18 protein-coding genes are annotated in these 22,170 nt (G+C 56.4%); 8 read left to right on the top strand and 10 right to left on the bottom strand.

Annotation, left to right across the window (positions count from 1 at the left end):
• Window positions 1-32 precede the first annotated feature (32 nt).
• From M2Q46_RS16740 to M2Q46_RS16755, 4 genes are all read right to left on the bottom strand, one after another.
• Window positions 33-2,687 (bottom strand): TRAP transporter fused permease subunit, encoded by a 2,655-nt coding sequence (locus tag M2Q46_RS16740; protein ID WP_302357662.1) that lies wholly within the window; start codon window positions 2,685-2,687, stop codon window positions 33-35.
• Window positions 2,688-2,865: 178 nt separating this feature from the next.
• The gene (locus tag M2Q46_RS16745; RefSeq protein ID WP_009460158.1) at window positions 2,866-3,864 is read right to left on the bottom strand and encodes a TAXI family TRAP transporter solute-binding subunit; all 999 of its coding nucleotides are present in this window, start codon (window positions 3,862-3,864) and stop codon (window positions 2,866-2,868) included.
• A gap of 69 nt (window positions 3,865-3,933) precedes the next feature.
• Window positions 3,934-4,827, bottom strand: a complete 894-nt coding sequence (locus M2Q46_RS16750; RefSeq protein ID WP_026483806.1) for a MurR/RpiR family transcriptional regulator — start codon at window positions 4,825-4,827, stop codon at window positions 3,934-3,936.
• 164 nt (window positions 4,828-4,991) lie between these two features.
• Window positions 4,992-5,270 carry an acylphosphatase gene (locus M2Q46_RS16755; protein ID WP_009460160.1) on the bottom strand — a complete coding sequence of 93 codons (279 nt, stop codon included), beginning with the start codon at window positions 5,268-5,270 and terminating at the stop codon, window positions 4,992-4,994.
• 177 nt (window positions 5,271-5,447) lie between these two features.
• On the opposite strand from M2Q46_RS16755, the gene M2Q46_RS16760 reads away from it, so the two are divergent.
• The 3 genes from M2Q46_RS16760 (at window position 5,448) to M2Q46_RS16770 (ending at window position 8,756) form a co-directional block, all read left to right on the top strand.
• A complete protein-coding gene (locus tag M2Q46_RS16760) occupies window positions 5,448-8,018 on the top strand; it encodes an EAL domain-containing protein (RefSeq protein WP_302357663.1) in 2,571 nt (856 codons plus the stop codon).
• 61 nt (window positions 8,019-8,079) lie between these two features.
• Entirely contained in the window at window positions 8,080-8,382 is a 303-nt protein-coding gene (locus M2Q46_RS16765; protein WP_009460162.1) for a type II toxin-antitoxin system HigB family toxin, read from the top strand.
• Window positions 8,383-8,384: 2 nt separating this feature from the next.
• Window positions 8,385-8,756 carry a type II toxin-antitoxin system HigA family antitoxin gene (locus tag M2Q46_RS16770; RefSeq protein WP_021447101.1) on the top strand — a complete coding sequence of 124 codons (372 nt, stop codon included), beginning with the start codon at window positions 8,385-8,387 and terminating at the stop codon, window positions 8,754-8,756.
• Window positions 8,757-8,762: 6 nt separating this feature from the next.
• Here the strand turns inward: M2Q46_RS16770 and rmuC are convergent, their stop codons facing one another.
• Window positions 8,763-10,130, bottom strand: a complete 1,368-nt coding sequence (gene rmuC / locus M2Q46_RS16775; RefSeq protein WP_302357664.1) for a DNA recombination protein RmuC — start codon at window positions 10,128-10,130, stop codon at window positions 8,763-8,765.
• Window positions 10,131-10,408: 278 nt separating this feature from the next.
• On the opposite strand from rmuC, the gene M2Q46_RS16780 reads away from it, so the two are divergent.
• On the top strand, window positions 10,409-11,419 hold the full coding sequence (locus M2Q46_RS16780) for an acyltransferase (RefSeq protein WP_060186540.1): 1,011 nt from the start codon (window positions 10,409-10,411) through the stop codon (window positions 11,417-11,419).
• A gap of 198 nt (window positions 11,420-11,617) precedes the next feature.
• Here M2Q46_RS16780 and M2Q46_RS16785 read toward each other — a convergent pair whose 3' ends face one another.
• Together M2Q46_RS16785 and M2Q46_RS16790 are read right to left on the bottom strand one after the other, a co-directional pair.
• Window positions 11,618-12,865: a D-amino acid dehydrogenase gene (locus M2Q46_RS16785; protein ID WP_083055250.1), complete on the bottom strand. Its 1,248-nt coding sequence runs from the start codon at window positions 12,863-12,865 to the stop codon at window positions 11,618-11,620.
• A gap of 106 nt (window positions 12,866-12,971) precedes the next feature.
• Entirely contained in the window at window positions 12,972-13,856 is an 885-nt protein-coding gene (locus M2Q46_RS16790; RefSeq protein ID WP_302357665.1) for a LysR family transcriptional regulator, read from the bottom strand.
• A 147-nt stretch (window positions 13,857-14,003) separates the two neighbouring features.
• Between M2Q46_RS16790 and M2Q46_RS16795 the strand changes: the two genes are divergently transcribed.
• Complete coding sequence (locus tag M2Q46_RS16795) at window positions 14,004-14,672, top strand: GntR family transcriptional regulator (protein ID WP_035268587.1); 669 nt, start codon at window positions 14,004-14,006, stop codon at window positions 14,670-14,672.
• 232 nt (window positions 14,673-14,904) lie between these two features.
• Here the strand turns inward: M2Q46_RS16795 and M2Q46_RS16800 are convergent, their stop codons facing one another.
• On the bottom strand, window positions 14,905-15,861 hold the full coding sequence (locus M2Q46_RS16800) for a tripartite tricarboxylate transporter substrate binding protein (protein WP_026483815.1): 957 nt from the start codon (window positions 15,859-15,861) through the stop codon (window positions 14,905-14,907).
• Between the two features lie 356 nt (window positions 15,862-16,217).
• Here M2Q46_RS16800 and M2Q46_RS16805 point away from each other — a divergent pair, with 356 nt between their 5' ends.
• The 3 genes from M2Q46_RS16805 to M2Q46_RS16815 are packed head-to-tail and all read left to right on the top strand — an operon-like array spanning window position 16,218 to window position 19,318.
• A complete protein-coding gene (locus M2Q46_RS16805) occupies window positions 16,218-17,834 on the top strand; it encodes an ATP-dependent acyl-CoA ligase (RefSeq protein WP_302357666.1) in 1,617 nt (538 codons plus the stop codon).
• 21 nt (window positions 17,835-17,855) lie between these two features.
• Window positions 17,856-19,016, top strand: a complete 1,161-nt coding sequence (locus M2Q46_RS16810; protein ID WP_302357667.1) for a thiolase family protein — start codon at window positions 17,856-17,858, stop codon at window positions 19,014-19,016.
• Window positions 19,016-19,318 (top strand): zinc ribbon domain-containing protein, encoded by a 303-nt coding sequence (locus tag M2Q46_RS16815; protein WP_152602582.1) that lies wholly within the window; start codon window positions 19,016-19,018, stop codon window positions 19,316-19,318. The genes M2Q46_RS16810 and M2Q46_RS16815 overlap by 1 nt, the downstream gene beginning before the upstream one ends.
• An 896-nt stretch (window positions 19,319-20,214) precedes the next feature.
• On the opposite strand, the gene M2Q46_RS16820 is transcribed toward M2Q46_RS16815, so the two are convergent.
• Complete coding sequence (locus M2Q46_RS16820; protein WP_035268605.1) at window positions 20,215-21,537, bottom strand: TRAP transporter large permease; 1,323 nt, start codon at window positions 21,535-21,537, stop codon at window positions 20,215-20,217.
• Window positions 21,538-21,539: 2 nt separating this feature from the next.
• Window positions 21,540-22,064: a TRAP transporter small permease gene (locus tag M2Q46_RS16825; protein ID WP_035268608.1), complete on the bottom strand. Its 525-nt coding sequence runs from the start codon at window positions 22,062-22,064 to the stop codon at window positions 21,540-21,542.
• Window positions 22,065-22,170 lie beyond the last annotated feature (106 nt).

A 22,170-nucleotide genomic window follows, 5' to 3' on the forward strand; every position in this document is an offset into this window, starting at 1 on the left:
ACTACCAGCCACCCTCAGGGCGGCTGGCTCGCTCAGCTCTGGACTGCAGTTTGTGGGATGGCATCAAGACGCATCCGCCGGCCTTGCCTTAGCCACAGCCAGAGCAAAATCAGGAACGCGGGAATATAGACCCAAAACTCGGACGGTCGATCTGGATGAGGCACTTTCACCTCCAGAATATCCCAGCCCTGCTCCCACCCGGCTCTAAGCGCTGAACTGCCAAAAGCGACCGATGCCACTTGCGCCGTATCTCCAAAAGCCATCACCGTCAGCCCTGCCTGAGACAAACGCTTGCTGGCCGCTGCCAAGCCGGTCGCCTCATCTCCTTGCGGCAAGCCGGGCAATGATACAGCCACTGTTTTCTGCAAGTCTTTACCCTCCAGATTCATCCCCGCTAGTTGCACCACCAGATTGCCTCCGTCTGGCGTGTTCTGAACAATCTGCATCAACTCTGACGCGGGGCGACTCTGATACTTTTCGCTGATATGGTCCATGAACCAATCGGGTCGGAACAGCATGAACGTCACCAACAAGAGCAAGACTGTCTCCAGCCAGCTTGTTTTGATGCGCAGCCATCCCATGGTTGCCGCTGCAAATGTCAGGGAAGCCACGGTCGCACCCACCACGACCATAATCAACTCCCAGACACTATGTATGCCAATCAACAAGAGCATGGGATTGAAGATGAACATGAAGGGCAGCACGGCTGTACGCATGGCATAGGTCACGCCCTGCACCCCTGTCTTGATCGGGTCCTCCCCTGAAATGGCAGCGGCTGCAAAAGTGGCCAAGCCCACAGGCGGGGTGATGTCCGCCATGATCCCGTAATAAAACACGAACATATGGACGGCAATCAGCGGAATGATCATGCCGCTTTGCGCCCCCAGCTCCACCACTACCGGCGCCATCAAGGTAGCCATCAGAATGTAGTTGGCAGTGGTAGGCATACCCAGGCCCAAAACCAGACACACCGCAGCGGTAAAAAACAGCATGACCAGCACATTGCCCATGGAGACCAGCTCCACAAAGGCTGTCATGCGCAGGCCCAGACCCGTCAAGGTGATAGCACCCACAATCAAGCCGGCCGTCCCGCAAGCAATGCCGATGCCCACCATATTGCGGGCACCTTCCTGCAGCCCCACCCAAACCTCACTGACGCCTTGGCGCAATGGCTGAGCCGTCGCCTGCTTGCGAAACCAGGCAATGATGGGACGCTGGGTGGCCATCTGAAACAACATGGCCACAACAGCCCAGAAGGCCGACAGGCCCGCAGACATCATTTCTACCGTCAGGCACCAGACCAGAATGCCGATAGGGATCAGGAAATACAAACCGGCTCGCACCGTTGGCCAGGGTTCGGGGCGCACCGGTGTGTTCACATTAATATCGGTGGGCAGGTCCTCGTGGTCTGCAGCCACTTTCAGTAGGAACACATACAGAACCAGCAACAGGAACAACAAGATCCAGATAGCGGCAGCACCAGCTACCGCCTGAACCCCTACGCCTATCCAGTACACCAGTCCCATCACAATTAAAGTACCCGCCGTGCCCATGCCCCAGCCGGCCAGCTTCTGCATGAACGTTCTGGGTTTGCCCGATGACATCATCGGCTGTATTCCCAGCTTGAGCGCTTCCAGATGCACGATATAAAACAACGCGATATACGAAATGACCGCGGGCAGCAGCGCATGCCGAATGATGTCGGTATAGGGAATGCCGACATACTCAATCATCAAGAAGGCCGCCGCCCCCATGACAGGCGGCATGATCTGGCCATTGACGGAGGACGCCGTTTCAATAGCCCCGGCCCGAATACCGCCGTAACCGGCTTTTTTCATCAGGGGAATCGTGAAAATACCGCCCGTCACCACATTGGCAACGGAGGACGCAGACACAATGCCATTCACCGCCGAGGACACCACGGCAACCTTGGCAGGCCCCCCACGCAAATGCCCCAGCAAGGCAAACGAGACCTGCATCATGTAATTGCCCGCCCCGCAACGATCCAGCAAAGAGCCCAGCAATACAAAAATAAAGATATAAGAAACCGAAACGCCCAGTGCGACCCCATAAACCCCTTCGGTAGTCAGCCACATATGCGAGACCAGGCGCTGCAATGAAGCACCGCGATGAGACAGCGCATCCGGCAACCAGGGGCCGAGAAAAATATAAGCGATAAAGATCAGTGCCAACACGGCCATCGGCGCGCCCAAAGAGCGACGTGTAGCCTCCAGCAACAACACCAGACCAACACTGGCCACGACCACATCCATTGTGGTCGGGATGCCGGGGCGCATGGCCAGTTCTTTATAGAAAAAGAACAAATATGAGCCGCAAAAAGCAGCGATCAGAGCCAGGACCCAGTCATGAATTGGAATACGATCCCGAGCCGACGTTTTGCGTGCAGGGAAAGCCAGATAGGCCAGAAACATGGCAATGCCCAAATGCAAGGCTCGCGCCTCAGTGTCATTGAAAATGCCCAGATTCAGGGCAAAGGGCAGCGGGGAAACGTACCAAAGCTGGAACAAGGACCAGCCTATGGCCGCCAGAAACAAAACCATGCCCGCTGCGCCCGCAACAGTGCGCCCGCCCCTGTCTACGTCTGCAACCAGCTTTTCCAGTTCTGCCGTTTCATCCTGTGTCAGGGCGACGTCCGGCCCCATTTTCTTCTGTTCTTGTTGTGTCATTTGCATATGTCTCCAGGAAAGCCTGGTTTGAAGCGCCGATGCAGCCGGGTCAAACGACCAAGCACCGATCACCTGGGCCAGGCAGCCCAGGAACTCCAAACCAGAAGCAAGACCACAGCCGGTGCGGTGGCACTTGCGACCAGGCCTGCGTAGCCAGCCTGGTCAATATCAGGCCGCCTTACAGCAGCCCTTTTTCCTTGAAGTACTTTTCAGCCCCTTTGTGCAAAGGAGCAGACAGGCCGTTCTTGACCATGTCTTCTTTTTTCAGGTTTGCCAATGCAGGATGCAAACGCTTGAAATCATCAAAGTTGTCGAACACGGCTTTGACGACGTTATAAACGGACTCTTCAGGGACATCCTCTGACGTCACAAAGGTCGCTAAAACACCATAAGTTTGGACATCGTCTGGGTTGTTGGGGTACAGACCACCCGGAATGACGGCCTTGGCATAGTAAGGATAGGTTTCGACCAGTTTTTCTACAGCAGGCCCCGTCAGAGGAACCAGCTTGGCGCCACAAGATGTGGTCGGGTCCTGAATATTGGCCGAAGGGTGCCCGACTCCATAGATGAACCCATCAATCTTGCCATCACACAGGGCTGGACCATGTTCGTCCGGGCGCAGCTCGGAGGCCAGCGAGAAAAAGCTGTTATCCAGGCCCATTGCCTGCAACAACTGATCCATCGATGCTCGTGTGCCCGAACCCGGATTGCCTACGTTAAACCGTTTGCCCTTGAAGTCGTCAAAGGTACTGATATTGGCTTCTTTGCGCGACAACACCGTAAAGGGTTCGGGATGGATGGAAAACACCGAGCGCAGCTTGGTGTAGGCACCGCCGTCCTTGAACTGCCCTTCGCCGTTATAGGCGTTGTAGCCCACGTCGGACTGCACCACCCCCAGATCCAGTTCGCCCGCCTTGATGGTATTGACGTTAAACACCGAACCGCCGGTAGACTCGACAGAGCATCGCACGCCATCGGTCCCACGGTCTTTATTCACCAACCGGCAAATAGCTCCGCCGGCCGCGTAATACACCCCTGTCACCCCACCCGTTCCGATGCTGACAAATTTTTGCTGGGCACTGGCCGGCAAAGGACTCAATAACATGGCACATAAAGCGGCGGCTGTGCTTGATGCCAACACCAGTTTCTTACCTGTTTTCTTTGCAGTGTGCTTCATCTTTTGTCTCCCTTGGGGTGGACCCCATTTGAATTGCCGGAATGCCCGGTTTACTTTCTATCGTGGTGCTCAAGGCGGATTGGTGACAGCAACATCACCATCCTGCCAATAAATCTCCTGACGGCGAAATGAGGACTCCAGCTGCGCAAGACGCTCTACCACTGTCTTGCCGCCCTGTGCAGCGATACGAGCCAGCAGATGTTCGGCTACGGTCACAGGCCCTACCAAGGAATGAAAAAAGCTGGCCATGGGCTGCTTGCCCGTATGAGGATCAAACAGCAATACATGCTTGGCACCTTGTGCAATGGGTGACAAGACGCTATCGGTCAGGGCCACCACGGTCGTGCCACGCTCCACCGCAGAGCGAACGCTGTTCACGACGGCCTTCACATACGGAGCCTGGCTGATCACAAGCAGCACGCCACCACTTTCCAGGCCAGTCTCCAGCTCCACCAATACATCTGCGGCACGGTTAAGCAACACCCCGTTGCCACACATCAGTTGATAGGCGTAATGCATCTGGAAGGCGCAGGCAAAGCTGGCGCCCGCTCCTAGAAAGCCAACCTTGGGTGCCGCCAGAATGGCTTTGGCACACGCATCCAGGCTACCTGCCGGATTAAGCCGAAGGACAGACTCCACCGCTGCCTCCTGCTGCTGGCCCAAGGCCTGGGTCTGCTGTTCGGCAGCGCGACTACCTTGCAAGGATTGAGCCCGCGAAGCCATGGTGTCGTCATTGCGATGCAAGGCTTGTTGAAACGGCGCCCGGAAACGGTCATAGCTGTCATAACCGGCAGCCCGTGCCAAACGCAGCATCGTGGCGGGAGCCACTGACAAGGCCTGAGCTTGCCTGCGCATGGACCAAAGGCTGACCTCAACAGGATGGCGTTCAACCCACTGGGCAGCCCGAAGCAACTCAGGCGTCAGTTCTGGCAAAATGCGTTGCAGTCGCAGCAAAGGTTCCATTCGGCTTCCATCGACGTTCTGCTGGAAATAAAACGAATGGTAATCTGAACCGACTAAAAAAAAACAAGTGTTTTCCTAGGGTTTGCCCGCAAACTATCCGACACGTAATCACTTGTTTGTCGGTGAAATGCGCCCCACCAGCTTCTGCCGTCAACGCTGCCGCGCTAACGTATATCAAAAAAATCGTAGCGTTTGTCTGTGTAAGAACGCTGGATATCTACCTGCTCGACCTGGGCCTGTTCAGGGCCAATATGCAGCCAGCTAACCATCTGGTCAATCGCATCCGTACTGCCCTGCAACACCAATTCAACCGACCCATTGGCCGCGTTACTGACCCAACCTTTGACGCCGTATAGATGAGCATGGCGCAGCGCACTTGCCCGAAACCCCACCCCCTGCACCCGGCCTTTAACACACACTTCTACCGTTTCACAATCCGCCATTAGCCTGCTCCCTGCTATTTGTGCCCGAAATGTGGCAGCATCCGCCCCGCATCTCAATATTCAGTTAAATTAGTCGCATCATTGTTGCATGACCGCACCCGCCCCCGATTACCTGCTTTGTGCAGCCTCTACCCTATGAATTTGCCCCGCCTTTTTACTCTATCGCTGCGCAGGGCAATGTACGTGCTAGGCATGCTGGCCGCTCTGGGTTTCGTCGCCCCCGCCGCCCATGCTGCACCGTATTCCCAGCAGCATATTGTGCGCGTGGGTATTTACGAAAACCCACCCAAACTGCTGCTGGACAGCCAAGCCAGGCCCGGCGGCATCATGGGCGAACTCCTGCTGGAGATTGCCAAGCGTGAAGGCTGGACTCTGGAAGCCGTGCAATGCGACTGGCAGCAATGCTTGAATGCCCTGCAAAATGACTTGCTGGACATTGTGCCCGGCCTGGCTTATTCCCCTGAGCGCGCCGCCCTGTACAGCTTTCACAGTCGCGCCGTGCTCGAGGACTGGTCTCAGATCTTCACAGGTAAAACCACCCATATCGGTGCTCTGAACGACTTGAATGGCAAGCGCATTGCTGTCATGAGCGGCACCCTGCAACTAACCCAGCTCTACAATATTTTGCAGAAACTGGAGCTGGGTTCCAGGCTGGTCATTACTGACTCCCAATACAATGCCCTGAAACTGGTCCAAAGCAAACAGGCCGACGCCGCCGTAGTCGGCCATTTATTTGGAGTGCGCCATGCGGGCGAGCATGGCCTGAAAACCGCCCCCATCCGGCTGGAGCCAACCAATACCTACTTTGTCACGGCCAAGGACCGCCACCTGGACCTGCTGGCCGCCATTGATACTCACATCAAGCAATGGCAAGACAATAACGACCCGTTTTACACAGAAACACTGAACCAATGGGGCCTGCGCCTGATCGAGAAACCGACCAAGCCCTGGATTATCCCCGCCTTGCTGACACTGGGTGTCTTGCTGACCATTGCCCTGCTGACCGTCACCCTGATGCGCATTGGCCTGCGTCGTCAACGCAAGAAACTGGTCCGTACCGAGCACCATCTGCATACGGTACTGGATGCGATTGATGCGTACGTCTACATCAAGGACGATCAGTTTCGTTATCAGTACGCCAACCGCAAGCTGTGCGAAGACCTGAACTACACGACCGTCAGCATTGTGGGCAAAACCGACCAGGATTTGTACGCCAACAAACAAACTATTAACGAGTTCCGCCATAACGACGAGCAGGTGCTGTACAGCGGTGAACGCCTGGCCGTGGAAGAAGTGGTACGCGACCGGAAAGGCGATATACGCGCCACGTTCTTTTCCATCAAAATGCCGGTCAAAGACCCCGAGACCCGGCAGACCAGTCTGTACTGTATCTCCACGAATATCTCGGCCCTGAAAGCCACGCAGTCAGAGAACTACCGGCTGGCTTTCTATGACCCGCTCACCGAGCTGCCCAACCGCCGCCTGCTGCTGCAGCGTCTGGAACGTCACCTGCAGACCATAGAGCCGTACAAACGACCCGGTGCGCTGTACTTCCTGGATCTGGACCGCTTCAAGCACATTAACGATGCACGAGGGCACGCGATTGGCGATGCCTTGCTGCGCAAAGTCGCGCGCCGCTTGTCCTTGATGATTGATCCCCAGGACATCGTGGCCCGCCTGGGCGGAGACGAATTCGTCATCCTGAAAATCCTGCATCCCGGCACTGTGCGCGACTGCTACAAAGAAGCACTGGAATTTGCTGAACTGGTACGCACCCGTCTGGAAGAGCCCTACAGCATCGAAGGCCACTCCTACCTGAGTAGCAGCAGTATCGGCCTGGCGCTGATCACCGACAGCACCCTGACCTCTGAGGACCTGATGCGTCAGGCCGACACCGCCATGTATCGCTCCAAGGAGAATGGCCGCAACCAGATCACCTTGTACGAACCTGGCATGCAAGAGGCGCTTGAAGAACACCTGAGCCTGCAGCACGACCTGCGATTTGCCATTGGTTCGGATCAGTTGCGCCTGTTTGTCCAATCCCAGTACGACAAGCAAAACCGCATCAGCGGGGCCGAAGTGCTGCTGCGCTGGCTGCACCCGACACGCGGCATGCTGACACCCAACCTGTTCATTCCGCTGGCCGAAAGCACGGACTTGATCACCCCCTTGGGCGACTGGATCATGGCATCCGTCTGTGATCTGCTGCTGCAGACCCAGGAATGCAGCTTCCCCATTTCCATCAACGTCAGCCCGATTCAATTCCGCCGCCCTGACTTTGCCCGCCGTACACGCCAGATCCTGGAAACCAGCGGCGCACCGGCCCATCGCCTGATCTTTGAAATCACCGAGGGCGTGCTGATGGAAGACTTTTCCTCCGCCAACTCCATGATGCGCGAGCTGAAAGACCTGGGTATCCGCTTTTCCATGGACGACTTTGGCACTGGCTATTCCAACCTGGCCGCCATCCGCCGCCTGCCTCTGTATGAGCTGAAAATGGACCGCAGCCTGATCCTGGGCGTACCCATGGAACAGGAAGCCAACGCCATTGTGCGCACGGTGCTGGCAATGGCAAGACAGCTAGGCCTGCATGTCGTGGCCGAGGGCGTGGAGAACGAGCAGCAAAAAGAATTCCTGCTGCGTCGCGGCTGCCATGCACTGCAAGGCTATCTGTTCAGCGCACCGCAATTGGTGGGGCAGTGGCTGGAAGTGATTCAGCAAGACTGCGGACCGGTGGAGCCGCAGTAAGCTCCTGCATCACCCTTCCAACAATCTTGCATTAGTCCCAAAATGGGACTAATATCAGATCATGCGAGTTATAGCCGTCAGCACCCTTCGCCAATTCTGGGAGAAACACCCCGATGCAGAGCAGCCCATCAAAGCATGGGTCGATGAAGCGACTAAGGCGCAATGGACTCAACCCACCGATATCAAGGCTCACTATCGTAGTGCCAGTATCTTGAAGAATCGGCGTGTCGTCTTCAACATCAAAGGCAACAACTACCGCCTGATTGTTGCAGTGGCATTCAAACTAGGCATCGTCTACATAAAATTTGTCGGCACTCACGAGGAGTACGACAAGGTCGACGCCGAAACTATTGAAATGGAGTAAACATGGAAATCCGCCCCGTACACACCGAGGCCGATTACAAGTCGGCTCTGAAAGAAATCTCTCGGCTTATGGAGTCTGACCCAGATCTGGGCACGCCTGATGGCGATCGTCTGGATGTGCTAACCACACTGGTATTGGCCTATGAAGCCAAACACTATCCGATTGATTTGCCAGACCCTGTAGAGGCCATCAAATTCCGTATGGAACAAGGTGGTTTGACGGCCAAAGACTTGGAGCCGATGATCGGTAAGCGCAATCGCGTCTACGAGGTCCTGAATCGCAAACGTGGCCTGACACTGCCAATGATCTGGCGCTTGCACACCACCCTTGGTATCCCAGCCGAAAGCTTGATTCGCCCCCAAACACTGATCTAAACACCATCAGGCATCAGCTTCCTTGTTCTGGCCAGGCACCTCATCCTCCGACAAGACCCAATCCAGCCGTTCGTGCTCTATATCCGTATGCAAGGGCTCAATGCCGGGCTGGGTACGTTTGGCTCTGGCCGATAGCTCGGCAAAGCGGCTGACTTTGCCGTACAAGCCTTGCTGGCCGGCCAGTGCAGTCACCGTGCTGTTGTAGTGTTTGCCCGCCTGCCCCAGGGTTTCGCCCAGCTTTTTCAGGCGCTCGGCCAGGATGGATACCTGGTTGTAGATATCACCTGCGCGCTGACTTAATTCATGGGCTTGCTCGTTGCTGCGCACCATCATCCAGATATTGGCTACGGTACGCAAAATAGGCAGCAAGGTTGTGTGCGAGACCATCAGGACGTTCTTGCCCAGGCCGTAGTCAAACAGGCCATGATGCTGCTGCAAAGCCTGCATATAGGCCGCTTCAATGGGCACGTACATGAACACGAAGCCGGGGCTGCTCAAGCCTGCCAAGGCGCTGTAATCCTTGGAGGCCAGATCATCAATATGATTGCGTAGCGCTTGCACATGCGCTTGCAGGCTTTGTTGACGTTCCTCGTCAGTCTCAGCGCGGATAGCACGGTCGTAATCCACCAGGGACACTTTGCAATCGAGCACCAGATGCTTGTCCTGCGGCAGGTGCACCACGAAGTCGGGGTATCGCAAGCGGCCTTGCTCGTCGCGGGCCTGCCATTGTGTGTCGAAGTGGACACCTCGTACCAAACCGGCCACTTCCAGCGTTTTTTCCAGCTGAGTTTCACCCCAGTTGCCAGTGGTCTTTTTGTCGCCCTTCAGCGCCACCGCCAGGGAGTGAGCCTCGGCACTCATGCGCAGGCCCATTTCCTGCATGCGCTGCAGCTCCAGACTCAAGGCAGTCTGGCCTTTGACGGATTCATCGTGCACTTGATTCACACGCAGCTGGAAGCCTGCCAATTGCTCCCGGAATGGTCGCAGCATTTCATCCAAAGTGCGCTGACTATCCTGACGCAGGGTCTGTCCTTTAGCCTCCAGAATCTGCTGGGCCAAAGACTCGAACTGCAAACGCATCTGCTCGCGGCTATGCTCCAGGTCCTCTTGTATGGCCTGATTGCGCATCTCCTGAGCCTGCAACTGGGCATCGCGGCGTATCAGCTCTTTGTCCAGCTCCACTGCCCTATCCTGCGCATCCTGAGTCTGCTCCTGAGCATGGGCCAGATCTTGTTCCAGACGTGTGCAGCGATCTTCCAGTGCCTGCTCGACAGGCGCACTCATGCGTGCCCGCAGCCACAGCCCGATCAGCAAACCCAGCGCCAAGGCGACCAGGGCAATCAGCACATCCAAGCCCCTCAAATCCAGCTCCATCCACCGTACTCCTGCCCAGCACCGCCCGCTCAGGAATGCCCTGGCGGGTCTGTCTGGCTAAGCCTGCTATTTAACCGTATAACGCTGGTAATTTATACACCCTTTTACAGTCTCTCTCGAAAGGGAGCGGGATGATTTCATCCAATCCGCATTCACATACCACCTTCAGCCATACAGTCACATCCAGATAAAACTGGACGCTAAATCCCGTATTTGGGGGACAAATCAGAAACGTCTGCTCGTTAGGATGGGGAGGTCTCTGATTTTTATGTCTTGTCATGAACTGGATCAGCAATGCACGGATCGTGGCGATTTTCTCTGTCGTCTGCCTGCATATCGCCGCCTATGCCGTCCTGAACGCCGAGTTGGGTACTGCAAACTGGTGGAGTGGCAACTTCTACGATGCTGCCACCCGCTGGTGTGTGCCGGTATTCGTCATGGTCAGCGGCGCACTCTTGCTGGAGCCTCGTCCCCAGGAAGGCATGAAGCTGTTTTATCGGAAGCGAGCATCGCGAGTCTTGCTGCCGCTGCTGTTCTGGACCGCTTTCTATCTGGGCTGGACGGCCTTCAAGCAGCATTGGTGGACGCCGGACGCGGACCCCTATCCCTATCTGGAGCGGCTGCTACAGGGTCGGCCTTATTTCCATCTCTGGTTTCTGTACATGATTGTGTTCCTGTACCTGTTCACGCCCTTTTTGCGTCGCATGGTTCAGAACACCAACTTGAAGCAGCTGGCTGCGCTGACCGGAGCGGCGTTTGTGCTGTCCGCCCTTAGCACCCTCAGTAATCCGGATTTGAACACTCACTCTGCGCCCTTCTTTACCTGGTTTCTGTCCTATCTGCCCTATTTCCTGCTCGGTTACCTGCTGCGCAAAGTGCCGGTGAATGTGCCCCGCTGGCTGACTATCACGGTGCTGCTGGGCAGTATCGTGGCAACGGCCTGGGGCTTTTATGCACTGGCTATCACGCACGATAGACAAACGGGTGCGTACTTTTATGATTACCTGAGCATCACCGTCATCCCCATGTCCATCGCGCTGATTCTGCTGCTGCGTGACTGGGATCAGCCTTTGATCAATTCGCGTATCAGTGCCCATCTGGCGGAGCTGACCTTGGGGGTGTATTTGATCCACCCCTGGCTGATCGACCTGATGTACCGCTACCTGTTCACGGCACTGGATTTCAATGCGCTGTGGTCGATTCCGGTGCTGGCGGTAGCTATTTATGGGCTATCCCTGTTGCTGACGGCGGGCTTCAAAGCGACGCCAGTTTTGCGGGCAACCGTCTAAAAACAAATACGTCAAAAAAAATGGGCAAGCTTCCAAGGGAAAACTTGCCCATCTCCATCTACTGGTACGCAATCATCGCTACTGATTACTAGCGGCCAATTACCCAGCGCCAAACGTTCAATACCACGCCCTGCTACCGTAAACCCATGACCGGCCACGGACAATTGATTGCCACGTACCCATCATCCGCTTCAAGGTCTAAGGACGAAATGGAGCATCATCAATAGGCGAAGCCTCGCCCGTCAGGTGAGCCGCCAGAATCGCCGCGCTGCCGCAAGCCAAGGTGAAGCCCAATGCGCCGTGGCCTGCATTCACCCACAAGCGACCTGCCAGCTTGCTGGCCCCCACAACCGGCTTGCCCGAAGGCGTAGCAGGGCGCAAACCGGCCCAGGTCTGCGCCTGCTCCAGCGGCAGGCCAGGGAATAGATCCTTCACCTGTTGCTTCAAAGTTGCCATACGGGCAGCGGGAATATCCAGGCCATCAAAACCAATATCTACCATCGCTGCCATACGCAGCACTTCACCCAGACGGGCGTACACAATGCGCTGTTCGTAGTCGGTCACGCTGATAGCCGGCACGGCCTGATTCAAGCCTTCCAGAGGCAGGCTCAAGCTATAACCCTTCAAGGGGTAGATCAGGGGACGGCCACCCAGCTGACGCAGCAAAGGCACCGTGCCCATACCGCTGGCCACAACAAACTGATCCGCCTGTATCTCGCCTTCAGCGGTTTGCACCGCACGAATATCACGCCCTTCCATCACGAAGCGCTGCACCGGCGTGTTCAACTTCAACTGGTAGTCGCTATCGTTTTGCATGCGCTCATGCAAGGCCACGGAAAACAGATAAGCATCGCCCGCTTCTTCGCTAGGTGTGTATATCGCCCCCTGCAAGCGCGAGCCCAACGCCTGCAAAGAAGGTTCCAGCTCCAGCACTTGGGCTGCTTCCAGCACTTGTTGTGACGATCCCATATCCGCCTGCAATTGCGCCTGTTCACGCGCATGCTGGAACGGGCCGGGACTGCGGAACACAATCAATTTGCCATTGTTTTGATGGGCAAACTCCAGATTGAAGCGCTCTTGCCAGTCGTGCAGGATATCGCGGCTCAGATAGGACAAGGTCAGCATCTGCGCGGTGGTACGGCGCACCACATCGCCTCGGCAGGCTTTCAGAAAATGCAGCAACCAGCGCCACTGCTGCGGGCTCAACGCAGGCTTGAAGCGCAGGGGCGAGTCTTTATTCAATAACCAGCGTGGCAAATCCTTGAACACACCGGGATCGGCCAGGGGGGCCACATAGCTGTAGCTCAGTTGTCCGCCGTTGGCAAAGCTGGTCTGTCCGGCTACTTGCGAACCGGCTTCCAGTACCGTGACCTTCACCCCTTTCTGGCGCAACATGAACGCGGTGCTCATTCCAATGACACCGGCGCCGATAATACATACATGCATGGAAATACCCCCTATAACTGGCCTCTATTGTCTTGGGGGTCGCTGCAGAGCGCCAATGAATAGTTGGCGCACTCCATAACCCTGGGTTATGGAATCAGCGTTCTACTCAATCCGGAAAACGGCATTCCAGCAGAGCCTGCCGGATGTGGTCCAACACACGTTCACGCGAACCAGAACCGGCATCGTCGTGAGCCGTCAAAATGCTGACTGGAATTGGCAAAGGCTCGGGCAGGCGGTGTATGGCAAGGCCTCGGCCCTGCATGGCACGGGCCGTAACCAGATCCACCAGAGCCTCGCCCACCTGTTGTAAAACCAGACCACAAGCCACGTAATGGGTCTGCACACGCATGAAGGGCGCAACATCGGGGACATAGCTTTGCAGCAGATCTTCCACCATCGCGCCAACGGGATCGTCAGCGTCCAAAGCGATGAAAGCACGCTCGGCCATCTCCTCCCAATGGCGTAAGGGTGCAACGCCCGGCAAGGTAACGTGCACCAGTTCGGTATGGGCCAGCACCTGCTGTTGCACACCGGAAGACTCGCCCTGATCAAAGCTCATCACCATATCCAGGTCGCGCGTCTCCAGAGCTTGCAAGAGCTCCCCGCTGTGGTGTGTGCGCAGCTCGAAACTCATGGCCGGGTGAGCCCGACGACAACGGCTCAAGGCCACCGGCAATAGCTCCAGACCAAAAGCCGGGCTGCTGCCAATACGCCACAAGCCTTCATGGTGGGAGCGCAGATTACGAGCCAAGCGGCTGACGTCATCCAGATTCTGATGCAGACGCGCAACGTAGGAAGCCAGAATGCTGGCCTCACGCGTCGGGATCAGGCGACCGCGCACACGGTCGAACAATCGAAAGCCCAGCTGCATTTCTGCAGTCGCCAACATTTTGCTGGCCGCAGGCTGAGAGATATGCAACAGTTGCGCGGCCTGCGTCAACGAGCCGCCACGGCAAATCGCATCAAAAATTTCCACATGCCGCCACCGCATCGACTGGCCCTCCTGCTGCGTGCTGGTCTGAAAACAAGGTATTATCCTGCAACTTGGCCTGACATAAAACGCGTCAGCCCCCGGTGCTTACTTGGTATCCTATAGCCCTTTGAGTCTTTTGCCGTGCGCCAGGCGCCGGGCGAGCTTATGGCTGCCAATCCTTATAAAAAACGCGAACCCAATATCCGTGAACAAGTCTACGGCATGCTGCGCCAGGACATTGCCTTGGGCAAAATCGGTTTTGATGTGCGGCTGGTGGATAACGAAATTGCCGCCAGCCTGAATGTCTCACGCATGCCGGTGCGCGAAGCCTTGCTGCAACTGAAAAACGAAGGGGTGCTGGAAGGAACTTCGCGCGGTTTTGTATTGCGGGTCTACACCGCCCAGGATATTGAAGATATTTTCTCGGTGCGCCTGTTGCTGGAACCGCCTGCCGCCAAGCTGGCTTGCGTCAATCAAAGCAGAGTGGGCATGCAGGCCATGGAACAGGCCTTGAACCGTATTGAAGCTACTCATCAGCAAGGCGACCCTATCGACAATATTCAGGCCAACTGGGCGTTCCGCAGCGCCTGGATCAGCATGGTGCCCAACAAGCAACTAGTCGATACGATGGCGCGCCTGCATGATCAGGCTGATCAGGCCCGGATTGCCTGCTTGCAAGACCCTCAATTCCGTCTGGAAACCATGCAGCGGGCCAAGGGGATTTGTCAGGCCTTCAGTGAGCGTCAGGAAGAGCAGGCAGCTCATCTGATTATGGAAAATCTGGTCATTTGCTGCTCGGCTTACTGCCTCAAGCAGGCGGAGCTGCTGGCTTAATGATTCAGCATAAGCAGGAAGCTGCAAGGCAGGCGGTGATTGCCGCCGCCGATGCTTCCTGCTCAATCACCGGCAATATAAAACCCCGGCTGTAACCCATATACAAGGTTTAGCCCGTCAGCCCAAGCAACTGTCTAGTGTGCTGAAGACAGTGTCCCCTCTTGGTTCCGGAACAGCCCACGCACAACAAAAAAAGGCGCCGTAGCGCCTTTTTTCTTCAAGCCGTCACGTCTTAGTCCAGCGTGATTTCCAGGGCCTTGATGGTTGGTCCCATGGCCTGAGCATCGTGCTCGATCAGATCAGCAAACTCTTTGGGAGTGGAAGGCTCGATCTGGATTCCGAAGTCCACGAATTTCTTGACCACTGCATCCTCTTTCAGGACAGCCGTCAGTTGCTCGGTCAGGCGGGCCACGTCTTCATCAGGCGTACCAGCTTTGGCCGAAATACCCCACCAGATGGTGAATGCCACATTGGGGATACCGGCTTCGGCAATGGTAGGCACATCTGGACGCAGAGGGCTGCGCTCCGTTGTCGCTGCGGCAATCGCGCGCAGGCGGCCATCTTCCAGGAAGCCACGGCTGCCCGTCAGCACGTCAAAGATAAAGTCGATCTGGCCGCTGACGGCATCAATCAAAGCGGGGCCTGCGCCCTTGTAAGGCACGTGCACCAGACGAGCGCCGGTTTCTTTACGCAGCATCTCGCCCAAAAGATGAGTGCCCGTACCCATACCAGGCGAACCGTATGTCAGCTCCTGCTTCTGGCCAGCTGCAACCAGATCCTGAACCGTCTTGAAGGGGCTGTCTTTATTGACCAGCAGGAACACCGGCGCCTTGGCAGCCAGCGTCATGGGGATCAGGTCGGTAGCCACGTCGTAATTCAGACGTTGGTACAGGTGGCGGTTCAAGGAGTAAGCACCGCTATCGGCCAGGAACAACACCGTACCCAAGGAGCTGGGGTTGGCGTTTTTCACCACGTTCATGGCAACCTGGGCACCCGCACCCGGGCGGTTTTCCACAATGACTTTCTGATCAAAGCGTGTGCCCATTTCCTGAGAAATCACCCGCGCCAACTGGTCAGCCGCACCGCCCGGTGGGTAAGGCACAACCAGCGTCACATTCTTGTTTTGAGCATGGGCCTGTGCACCCAACATCAGCGCACAACACGTTGCCAATTTAAGCCATACCTTCATTGTTCTATCCCCGTTGCCCCTGTGGGCTTATTCAAAGTCATTGTGAAGCACATTGGCTCAAACACGTGAGCCTGGCCTGCTTGTTGCTGATCGACTGTCGTCCATAAACCTGATCAACCGTCTTGCTGGCTATCCTGCTCCGGCCTGCAAAACGCCCCCTTTTCTGTCCTTGCTCCGCCCCTGGTTTGCGCGAAATACCACTGCCTGGTGAGCTCTGCTACTTCGGGTTTTTCCGGTGAAGGACAGGAATTTCAAAATAATATATTGCAGTATACTGTTTGCAGGATATTAGTAATTTCACCCATGCATATCGGCTTGCCGCCTTGATCGCGCGTTGGCCGGGAGACAGATAGATCATGCACGCCCATTCCATTCCTGCTTCTGAATTGCCGCTGTTTTCAATACCTGCCACGCAACGCACGGTACCCGCCCTGTTGCGCCTGCGCGCAGAGCGCATGGGTGATGCTCCGCTGTTTTCAGACCGCAACACTCACTACACCGGCCAGCAAACCTTGCACAGGGCCGCTGCCAGTGCCAGCCGATTGAGCCGTGCCGGTATCAAACGTGGCGACCGTGTTGCCTTGCTGTGCACCAACCGCCACGAATTCCTGGATATGGTTCTGGGTTGCGGCTGGCTGGGCGCGATTGTGGTGCCTATCAATACGGCCTCGCGCGGGGCGCAGTTGCAGCACATCTTGTGCAATAGCCAAGCCAGTTTGCTGGTAGTGGAAACGGATCTGACGCCGCTGCTGGCCGATGTGGACCTTGGCGCTACCGCCGTCCAGCAAGCCTGGTTGATTCAAGGCCAGGAAGCGGCACAAACACTGGCGGTGAGCACCTGCGATCTGCCTGCTTTGGGCGATTACTGCGAGCCTGCCGATATAGGCCCCGGCGATACGCTGGCCATTCTGTACACCTCCGGCACCTCGGGCCCTTCCAAAGGCGTTCAGTGCCCGCACGCCCAGTTCTACTGGTGGGGCATTTACACTGCCAGCAAGCTGGGCATGAAGCCTGATGATGTGCTGTACACCTGCCTGCCCATGTTCCACACCAATGCCTTGAACACATTTTTCCAGGCTCTGGTCAGCGACGCCTGCATGGTGGTGGACAAGCGTTTCTCGGCCAGCCGTTTCTTCGACAATCTGTATGAAACCGGTGCCACGATTACCTATCTGCTAGGCGCAATGGTGCCTATCTTGCTGTCCAAACCTGAGACGGCGGCAGAGAAGCTGCACAGGACGCGCATTGCCCTGGGCCCAGGTGTTCCCGAGCAGTTTCATAGCCAGTTTCTGGAGCGCTGCCACATGCATCTGCTGGATGGCTTTGGCTCTACCGAAACCAACTATGTGATGGGCCGTGGCATTCAGGAACAGCGCAATGGCTATATGGGCCGTGTGTCGGAAGGTTTTGAGGCTCTGGTCGTGGATGAGCACGACAATCCCTTGCCAGACGGTGAAGTGGGCGAACTGTTACTGCGCGCCGATGAACCCTACGCCTTCGCGCTGGGATACTACGGTCAACCGGACAAGACAGTCGAAACCTGGAAAAACCTGTGGTTCCACACGGGTGACCGCGTCGTGCGCGATGCGGATGGTTACTACCGCTTTGTGGACCGCCTGAAGGACATGATTCGCCGTCGTGGTGAGAACATTTCCTCCTACGAAGTCGAGCAGGCTTTGGCCAGCCATCCTGCGGTCCATACGGTTGCTGTCTATGCCGCCAAGTCCGAGCTGGCCGAAGACGAGGTCATGGCCATGATTGTGTTGCGTCCGGATTGCACGGTCAGCTGCGAGGAGCTGCTGCAGCATTGCGAGCGCCGTCTGCCCTACTTTGCGGTGCCGCGCTTTATTGAGTTTGCCCAGGTCTTGCCCACCACGGAAAATGGCAAGATTCAGAAGTTTGCCCTGCGTGATCGCGGCATTGGTCCCGACACCTGGGATAGAGAAAAAGCAGGCTATCAGGTTCGCCGCTGATGGCTGCCACAGGAATTCAATATGACGCCTAATTTCAATCTGGACACGGTGCGCCTGCTGGGCGCGACCGAGGTCACCTACACCCGGCGTGGTCAGTTGGGCACGTCCGAGCTGCTGGCCCAGGCTTTCAAGCAGTCTCTTGCCGCAGCAGGTCTGAAGGCCAGCGACATTGATGGTCTGGGGGTAGCCTCCTTCACCCACGCACCGGATCGGGCTATTGATCTGGCCTGGAAGCTGGGCTTGAAGGTAGGCTGGATCATGGATGACAGCAATGGCGGCGCCAGTGGTCTGAATATTCTGCAACACGCTATTCGTGCGGTTCAGGCGGGTGATGCCCGCTGTATTGCGATTGTGGCCGGGGATCATTTTCAGGCCAAGGACTTCCAGCAACTGGTCGAAAACTATAACCAGACAACTTACGATCATTTGCGCCCTTTAGGGGCTGGCAGTCCGAATCATCGCTTTGCCATGCTGACGGCGAATCAAATGCGCAAGCTGGGTTTGGAGCGGGCGGATTATGCGACCTTGGTGATGCGTCAGCGCTTGTGGGCCGGCATGAATCCGGGTGCGGTGTATCGCAGTCCCATGAGTCTGGATGATTATCTGAATGCACCTGAAGTGGCCGACCCTTTGACGCGGCTGGACTGTGTGCCGGTGGTGGATGGGGCCAATGCCTTGATTGTGATGCGCGCGGATCATCCGGCGGCGCAGAATCAGCCGGCGATTACGGTAAAGGCTTTACGCAGTTTTCATAATATTGATGATCAGCAAGGCGATGGCTTGAGCACGGGTTTGGCGGCTTTGGCTCCGGCTTTGTGGGCGGACTCGGGGCTGAGTCCGGCTGATATGGATGTCCTCAGTATTTATGATGACTACCCCGTCATGGTTCTGGCGCAATTGCAGGATTTGGGCTTCTTTCGGGCTGATAACGCCAAGCAGTTTATTCACGAGTCGATTGCAACGGGACGTGTGCCTTTGAATACCTCTGGCGGGCAATTGTCGGCTGGGCAGGCCGGGGCTGCTTGCAGTCTGCATGGACTGGTGGAGGTGATGCGTCAGTTGAGCGGTCAGGCGGGGGAGCGTCAGGTGGCGCAGGCCCGTTATGGTTTGGTCACGGGATACGGCATGGTGGAGTATCGCTATGGCATGTGTTCAACGGCTCTTGTTTTGGAGGCCTTGTGATGAGCCCTTCTGTATTTCGTTGTGTGCAGTGTGATCATCGGGTGTTTCCGGCGCGGTTCTTGTGTCCGAGGTGTCATGGGGATGAGTTTGAGGCGCAGACGTGTGCGTCTGGTGTGGTCACAGAACTGACGCGTAGTGCCATCTCTGGCGAGGAGCCAAGCGTGTATATGCTGGCAACGGTGACCAGCGATGCAGGGCCGGTGTTGATTGCTCGTGTGCTGGATGAAGCAGTACAGCGGGGGGATAAGGTCGCTTTGGCTTTGCGGGATGGCGGGATCTATGCTGATCCTGTGCGAGAGTAAAGGCACGTTCTCAACAGCTTTCTTTGGAATGGCTCGATTGGATGGGGTTGGGTTTAGATGCCCAGCGTGTAGAGATCGGGATGACGCAAGGCTTGGAGTCAGCAACTGTTCGACGCGATGAAGAAGGTGACTATAAGACGCTGATTGAGGGGCTGTCCCGGTGTTGGGGCTGGCAACTTGCCGGCGCTATGCGCCGGTACCCTGGTCAGATAATCGCTACGGGCGCACCTTGAACTCGTCCGGTGGTTTGTCCCCCGGACAAACCACAAGCGTCGGACTCAAACAGCAAGGTGCTTGCACCCCTGCGCAATTATCTGCCTGCGGCAAGTCACCTGATCCGCCCCAACACGGGGACAGCCCCTCAATCAGCTCACAGCATCTTTTATCGGACGATTGTTGATTGGAGTTTGAATGCTTCGACTTAGTGTTCTTAACGGGATCGCTGATCGTAGAAATGATTGATCGTAGAGCTGCTTGATGAAAGGGATTACTTGGAAAGATAGGAGTAGACAGTCGCTGTCCTAAGCCCATATTTGCCAATGTCTGAGTGCGCTTTAATACATACAGGTTAAAAACGTAGCGGCTTATGCGCTTAAGCCTTAAAAGCTGACTTGAACGCTGTCGGTACGCACACAACCTGCGTCCTGCTCACCTCCAAAATCGATCTCAGCAACAGGCAGAAAGATCGTTAAAGTTCTTATGCGCCGCTCCCACATAAATCACTTTGTTGCACATAGATATGCGGCAAAAAGTGATCAACGCTATCGAGCATAAAAAAACCTCAGTTTGGCATCTGCCGAACTGAGGTTTTTTTGTTTTGGAAAGCTTTTCCAGACTCTGGCTTTCTTCGCGGGACAACATCCTTATTGTCCCGCTTTCAGACTGCCTGCTCTGTCTTAGCCGATCAGTCCTGGCAGGCCCACGGCAATCCAGGGAACGAACAAGACCAGGGCCAGGATGCCAACTTCTATGACCAGGAAGGGCACGGCTGCTCGGTAGATGTGGGGCAAACGGATGGACGGGGGTGCCACGCTTTGCATCACGATCAGCAACAGACCAAACGGTGGCGTCAGCAAGCCAATTTCCAGTGCGATCAGGATCATTACACCCAGCCAGACGGTATCCACACCAGCGGCCAGAGCCAAAGGCATGAAGAAGGGCAAGGCGATCATCATCATGGAGATTTGGTCCAGCACGGTACCGATGACCAGCAGGACCAGCAACATGCACACAACCAGTTCGAAAGGCGACAGGTTGTAGTTCTTGATCATGCCCAGGAAGCCTGCGCTAGCACCGGAGAAACTCAGCAGTTGTGCGAAGGTGGTGGACGCAGCCAGGATGAACAGGATCACAACCGAGACTTTGGCGGTTTCGATCAGGCTTTTCCACAAGGCTTTCAAGGTCAGGGCACGGTAGGCGATGGTAGCGATTACCGAAGCCACCACGCCGATCGCGGCCGATTCAGTGGGCGATGCCCAGCCGGCCAACATCGAGCCAACCACCGCAATAAAGATACCCAACAACGGCACGACGTTGAACACGAAGGGTTTCCACAAGGCCCAGCCTTTCAGGCGAGTGGCTGGATCTTCGTCGCTCATGGGCGCGTCTTGCGGACGCAGGCGGCTGCGCACGACCACGTAGGCCAGAAAGCCTGCTGCCATCAACATGCCGGGCAGGATACCGCCAATCAGTAGTCGTTCGATGGAAATGCCAGCCAGGCTACCCAGCATGACGGCCAGAGCCGAAGGTGGGATCAGCATGGCGATACCGCCTACGGCCATGATGGGTCCCATGGCCATGGTGGGGTGATAGCCGCGACGCAGCATTTCTGGCAGCATCACGCCGCCCATCATGGCGGTGTTGGCAATGGACGAACCCGACAAGGTAGCGAAGGTCGTACCGCCCAGAATACTGACGATGGACAGTTTGCCCGGCACGCGCGAGATCATGCGTTCGATGGAGTCGATGGCTTTGAAGGCCAATCCAGTGTGGAACAGCACCTCGCCCATCAGGACGAATAATGGGATAGGAGTTAAGGAAAAACTGCCAATAGAGGCGGTGGTGTTACGCGCCCATTGGGCCAAACCAGCCGCCTCACCCAGAAACAGCCACGCGCCCAGCAAATTCACGGACAGGAAGGCAAAGACCACCGGTGTGCCGATGGCCATCAAGAGAAAAAGTGATCCCAGCAGCAGGATCAAGGCCATGTGCCATTCCATGCTCAGACTCCTTGCTCAACAGGACGGGAAATCAGGCGGCGCAGGAATTCCAGCGCCAACATGGATGCACCAAACAGCAAAGGCAGATTCAGCCACCACTCCGGGAACACCAAGGCTTTAAATACCATGGCCCCTTGCTCGTGAGCATCCAGAGCAACGACGGCACATTGCCAGGCCAACACACCACAAACCACCAGACCCAGCAGGTTGGAGATCAGGTCCAGCAAGCGCTGGACAGACGTGGGCAGATTGTTGAACAGCACGTCGATACGGATATGACCGCCCAGGTACAGCACCCACGGCGCTGCCACGAAGGTGGCAATGATCAGCATGTATTCGGTTACTTCCACGCTGGTGGACAGCGCGTCGTAACCCAGGTTGCGCAGCACCACGTCGGCACAAACCAGCAGGCTCATCAGCCCGAAAGTCAGCGCCGCAACGGCTCCGCAAGCGTTCATTAACAGGGCGTAAGGACGCCCCCAGGTCGTGTTGGAAGGCTGGCCTTCCGGGGCAGTTGCAGCAGACATCGCGTCTTCTCCGCAGATCAAAGTCACTGAAAGGGCGGGCATCTTGCCGCCCGTATGGCACCATCAAAAAGTGGACACTGTCCCCAAGGGCGCAATGTCCACTGTC

It is taken from the genome of Alcaligenes sp. YSL9 (assembly GCF_030515105.1).
Classification (GTDB): domain Bacteria; phylum Pseudomonadota; class Gammaproteobacteria; order Burkholderiales; family Burkholderiaceae_B; genus Alcaligenes; species Alcaligenes phenolicus.

What these genes read in the sequence shown, in the direction of transcription:
- M2Q46_RS16740 (WP_302357662.1), bottom strand. Translation starts at nt 2,687, where the DNA reads ATGACACAACAAGAACAGAAGAAAATGGGGCCGGACGTCGCCCTGACA.
- M2Q46_RS16745 (WP_009460158.1), bottom strand. Translation starts at nt 3,864, where the DNA reads ATGAAGCACACTGCAAAGAAAACAGGTAAGAAACTGGTGTTGGCATCA.
- M2Q46_RS16750 (WP_026483806.1), bottom strand. Translation starts at nt 4,827, where the DNA reads ATGGAACCTTTGCTGCGACTGCAACGCATTTTGCCAGAACTGACGCCT.
- M2Q46_RS16755 (WP_009460160.1), bottom strand. Translation starts at nt 5,270, where the DNA reads ATGGCGGATTGTGAAACGGTAGAAGTGTGTGTTAAAGGCCGGGTGCAG.
- M2Q46_RS16760 (WP_302357663.1), top strand. Translation starts at nt 5,448, where the DNA reads ATGTACGTGCTAGGCATGCTGGCCGCTCTGGGTTTCGTCGCCCCCGCC.
- M2Q46_RS16765 (WP_009460162.1), top strand. Translation starts at nt 8,080, where the DNA reads ATGCGAGTTATAGCCGTCAGCACCCTTCGCCAATTCTGGGAGAAACAC.
- M2Q46_RS16770 (WP_021447101.1), top strand. Translation starts at nt 8,385, where the DNA reads ATGGAAATCCGCCCCGTACACACCGAGGCCGATTACAAGTCGGCTCTG.
- rmuC (WP_302357664.1), bottom strand. Translation starts at nt 10,130, where the DNA reads ATGGAGCTGGATTTGAGGGGCTTGGATGTGCTGATTGCCCTGGTCGCC.
- M2Q46_RS16780 (WP_060186540.1), top strand. Translation starts at nt 10,409, where the DNA reads ATGAACTGGATCAGCAATGCACGGATCGTGGCGATTTTCTCTGTCGTC.
- M2Q46_RS16785 (WP_083055250.1), bottom strand. Translation starts at nt 12,865, where the DNA reads ATGCATGTATGTATTATCGGCGCCGGTGTCATTGGAATGAGCACCGCG.
- M2Q46_RS16790 (WP_302357665.1), bottom strand. Translation starts at nt 13,856, where the DNA reads ATGCGGTGGCGGCATGTGGAAATTTTTGATGCGATTTGCCGTGGCGGC.
- M2Q46_RS16795 (WP_035268587.1), top strand. Translation starts at nt 14,004, where the DNA reads ATGGCTGCCAATCCTTATAAAAAACGCGAACCCAATATCCGTGAACAA.
- M2Q46_RS16800 (WP_026483815.1), bottom strand. Translation starts at nt 15,861, where the DNA reads ATGAAGGTATGGCTTAAATTGGCAACGTGTTGTGCGCTGATGTTGGGT.
- M2Q46_RS16805 (WP_302357666.1), top strand. Translation starts at nt 16,218, where the DNA reads ATGCACGCCCATTCCATTCCTGCTTCTGAATTGCCGCTGTTTTCAATA.
- M2Q46_RS16810 (WP_302357667.1), top strand. Translation starts at nt 17,856, where the DNA reads ATGACGCCTAATTTCAATCTGGACACGGTGCGCCTGCTGGGCGCGACC.
- M2Q46_RS16815 (WP_152602582.1), top strand. Translation starts at nt 19,016, where the DNA reads ATGAGCCCTTCTGTATTTCGTTGTGTGCAGTGTGATCATCGGGTGTTT.
- M2Q46_RS16820 (WP_035268605.1), bottom strand. Translation starts at nt 21,537, where the DNA reads ATGGAATGGCACATGGCCTTGATCCTGCTGCTGGGATCACTTTTTCTC.
- M2Q46_RS16825 (WP_035268608.1), bottom strand. Translation starts at nt 22,064, where the DNA reads ATGTCTGCTGCAACTGCCCCGGAAGGCCAGCCTTCCAACACGACCTGG.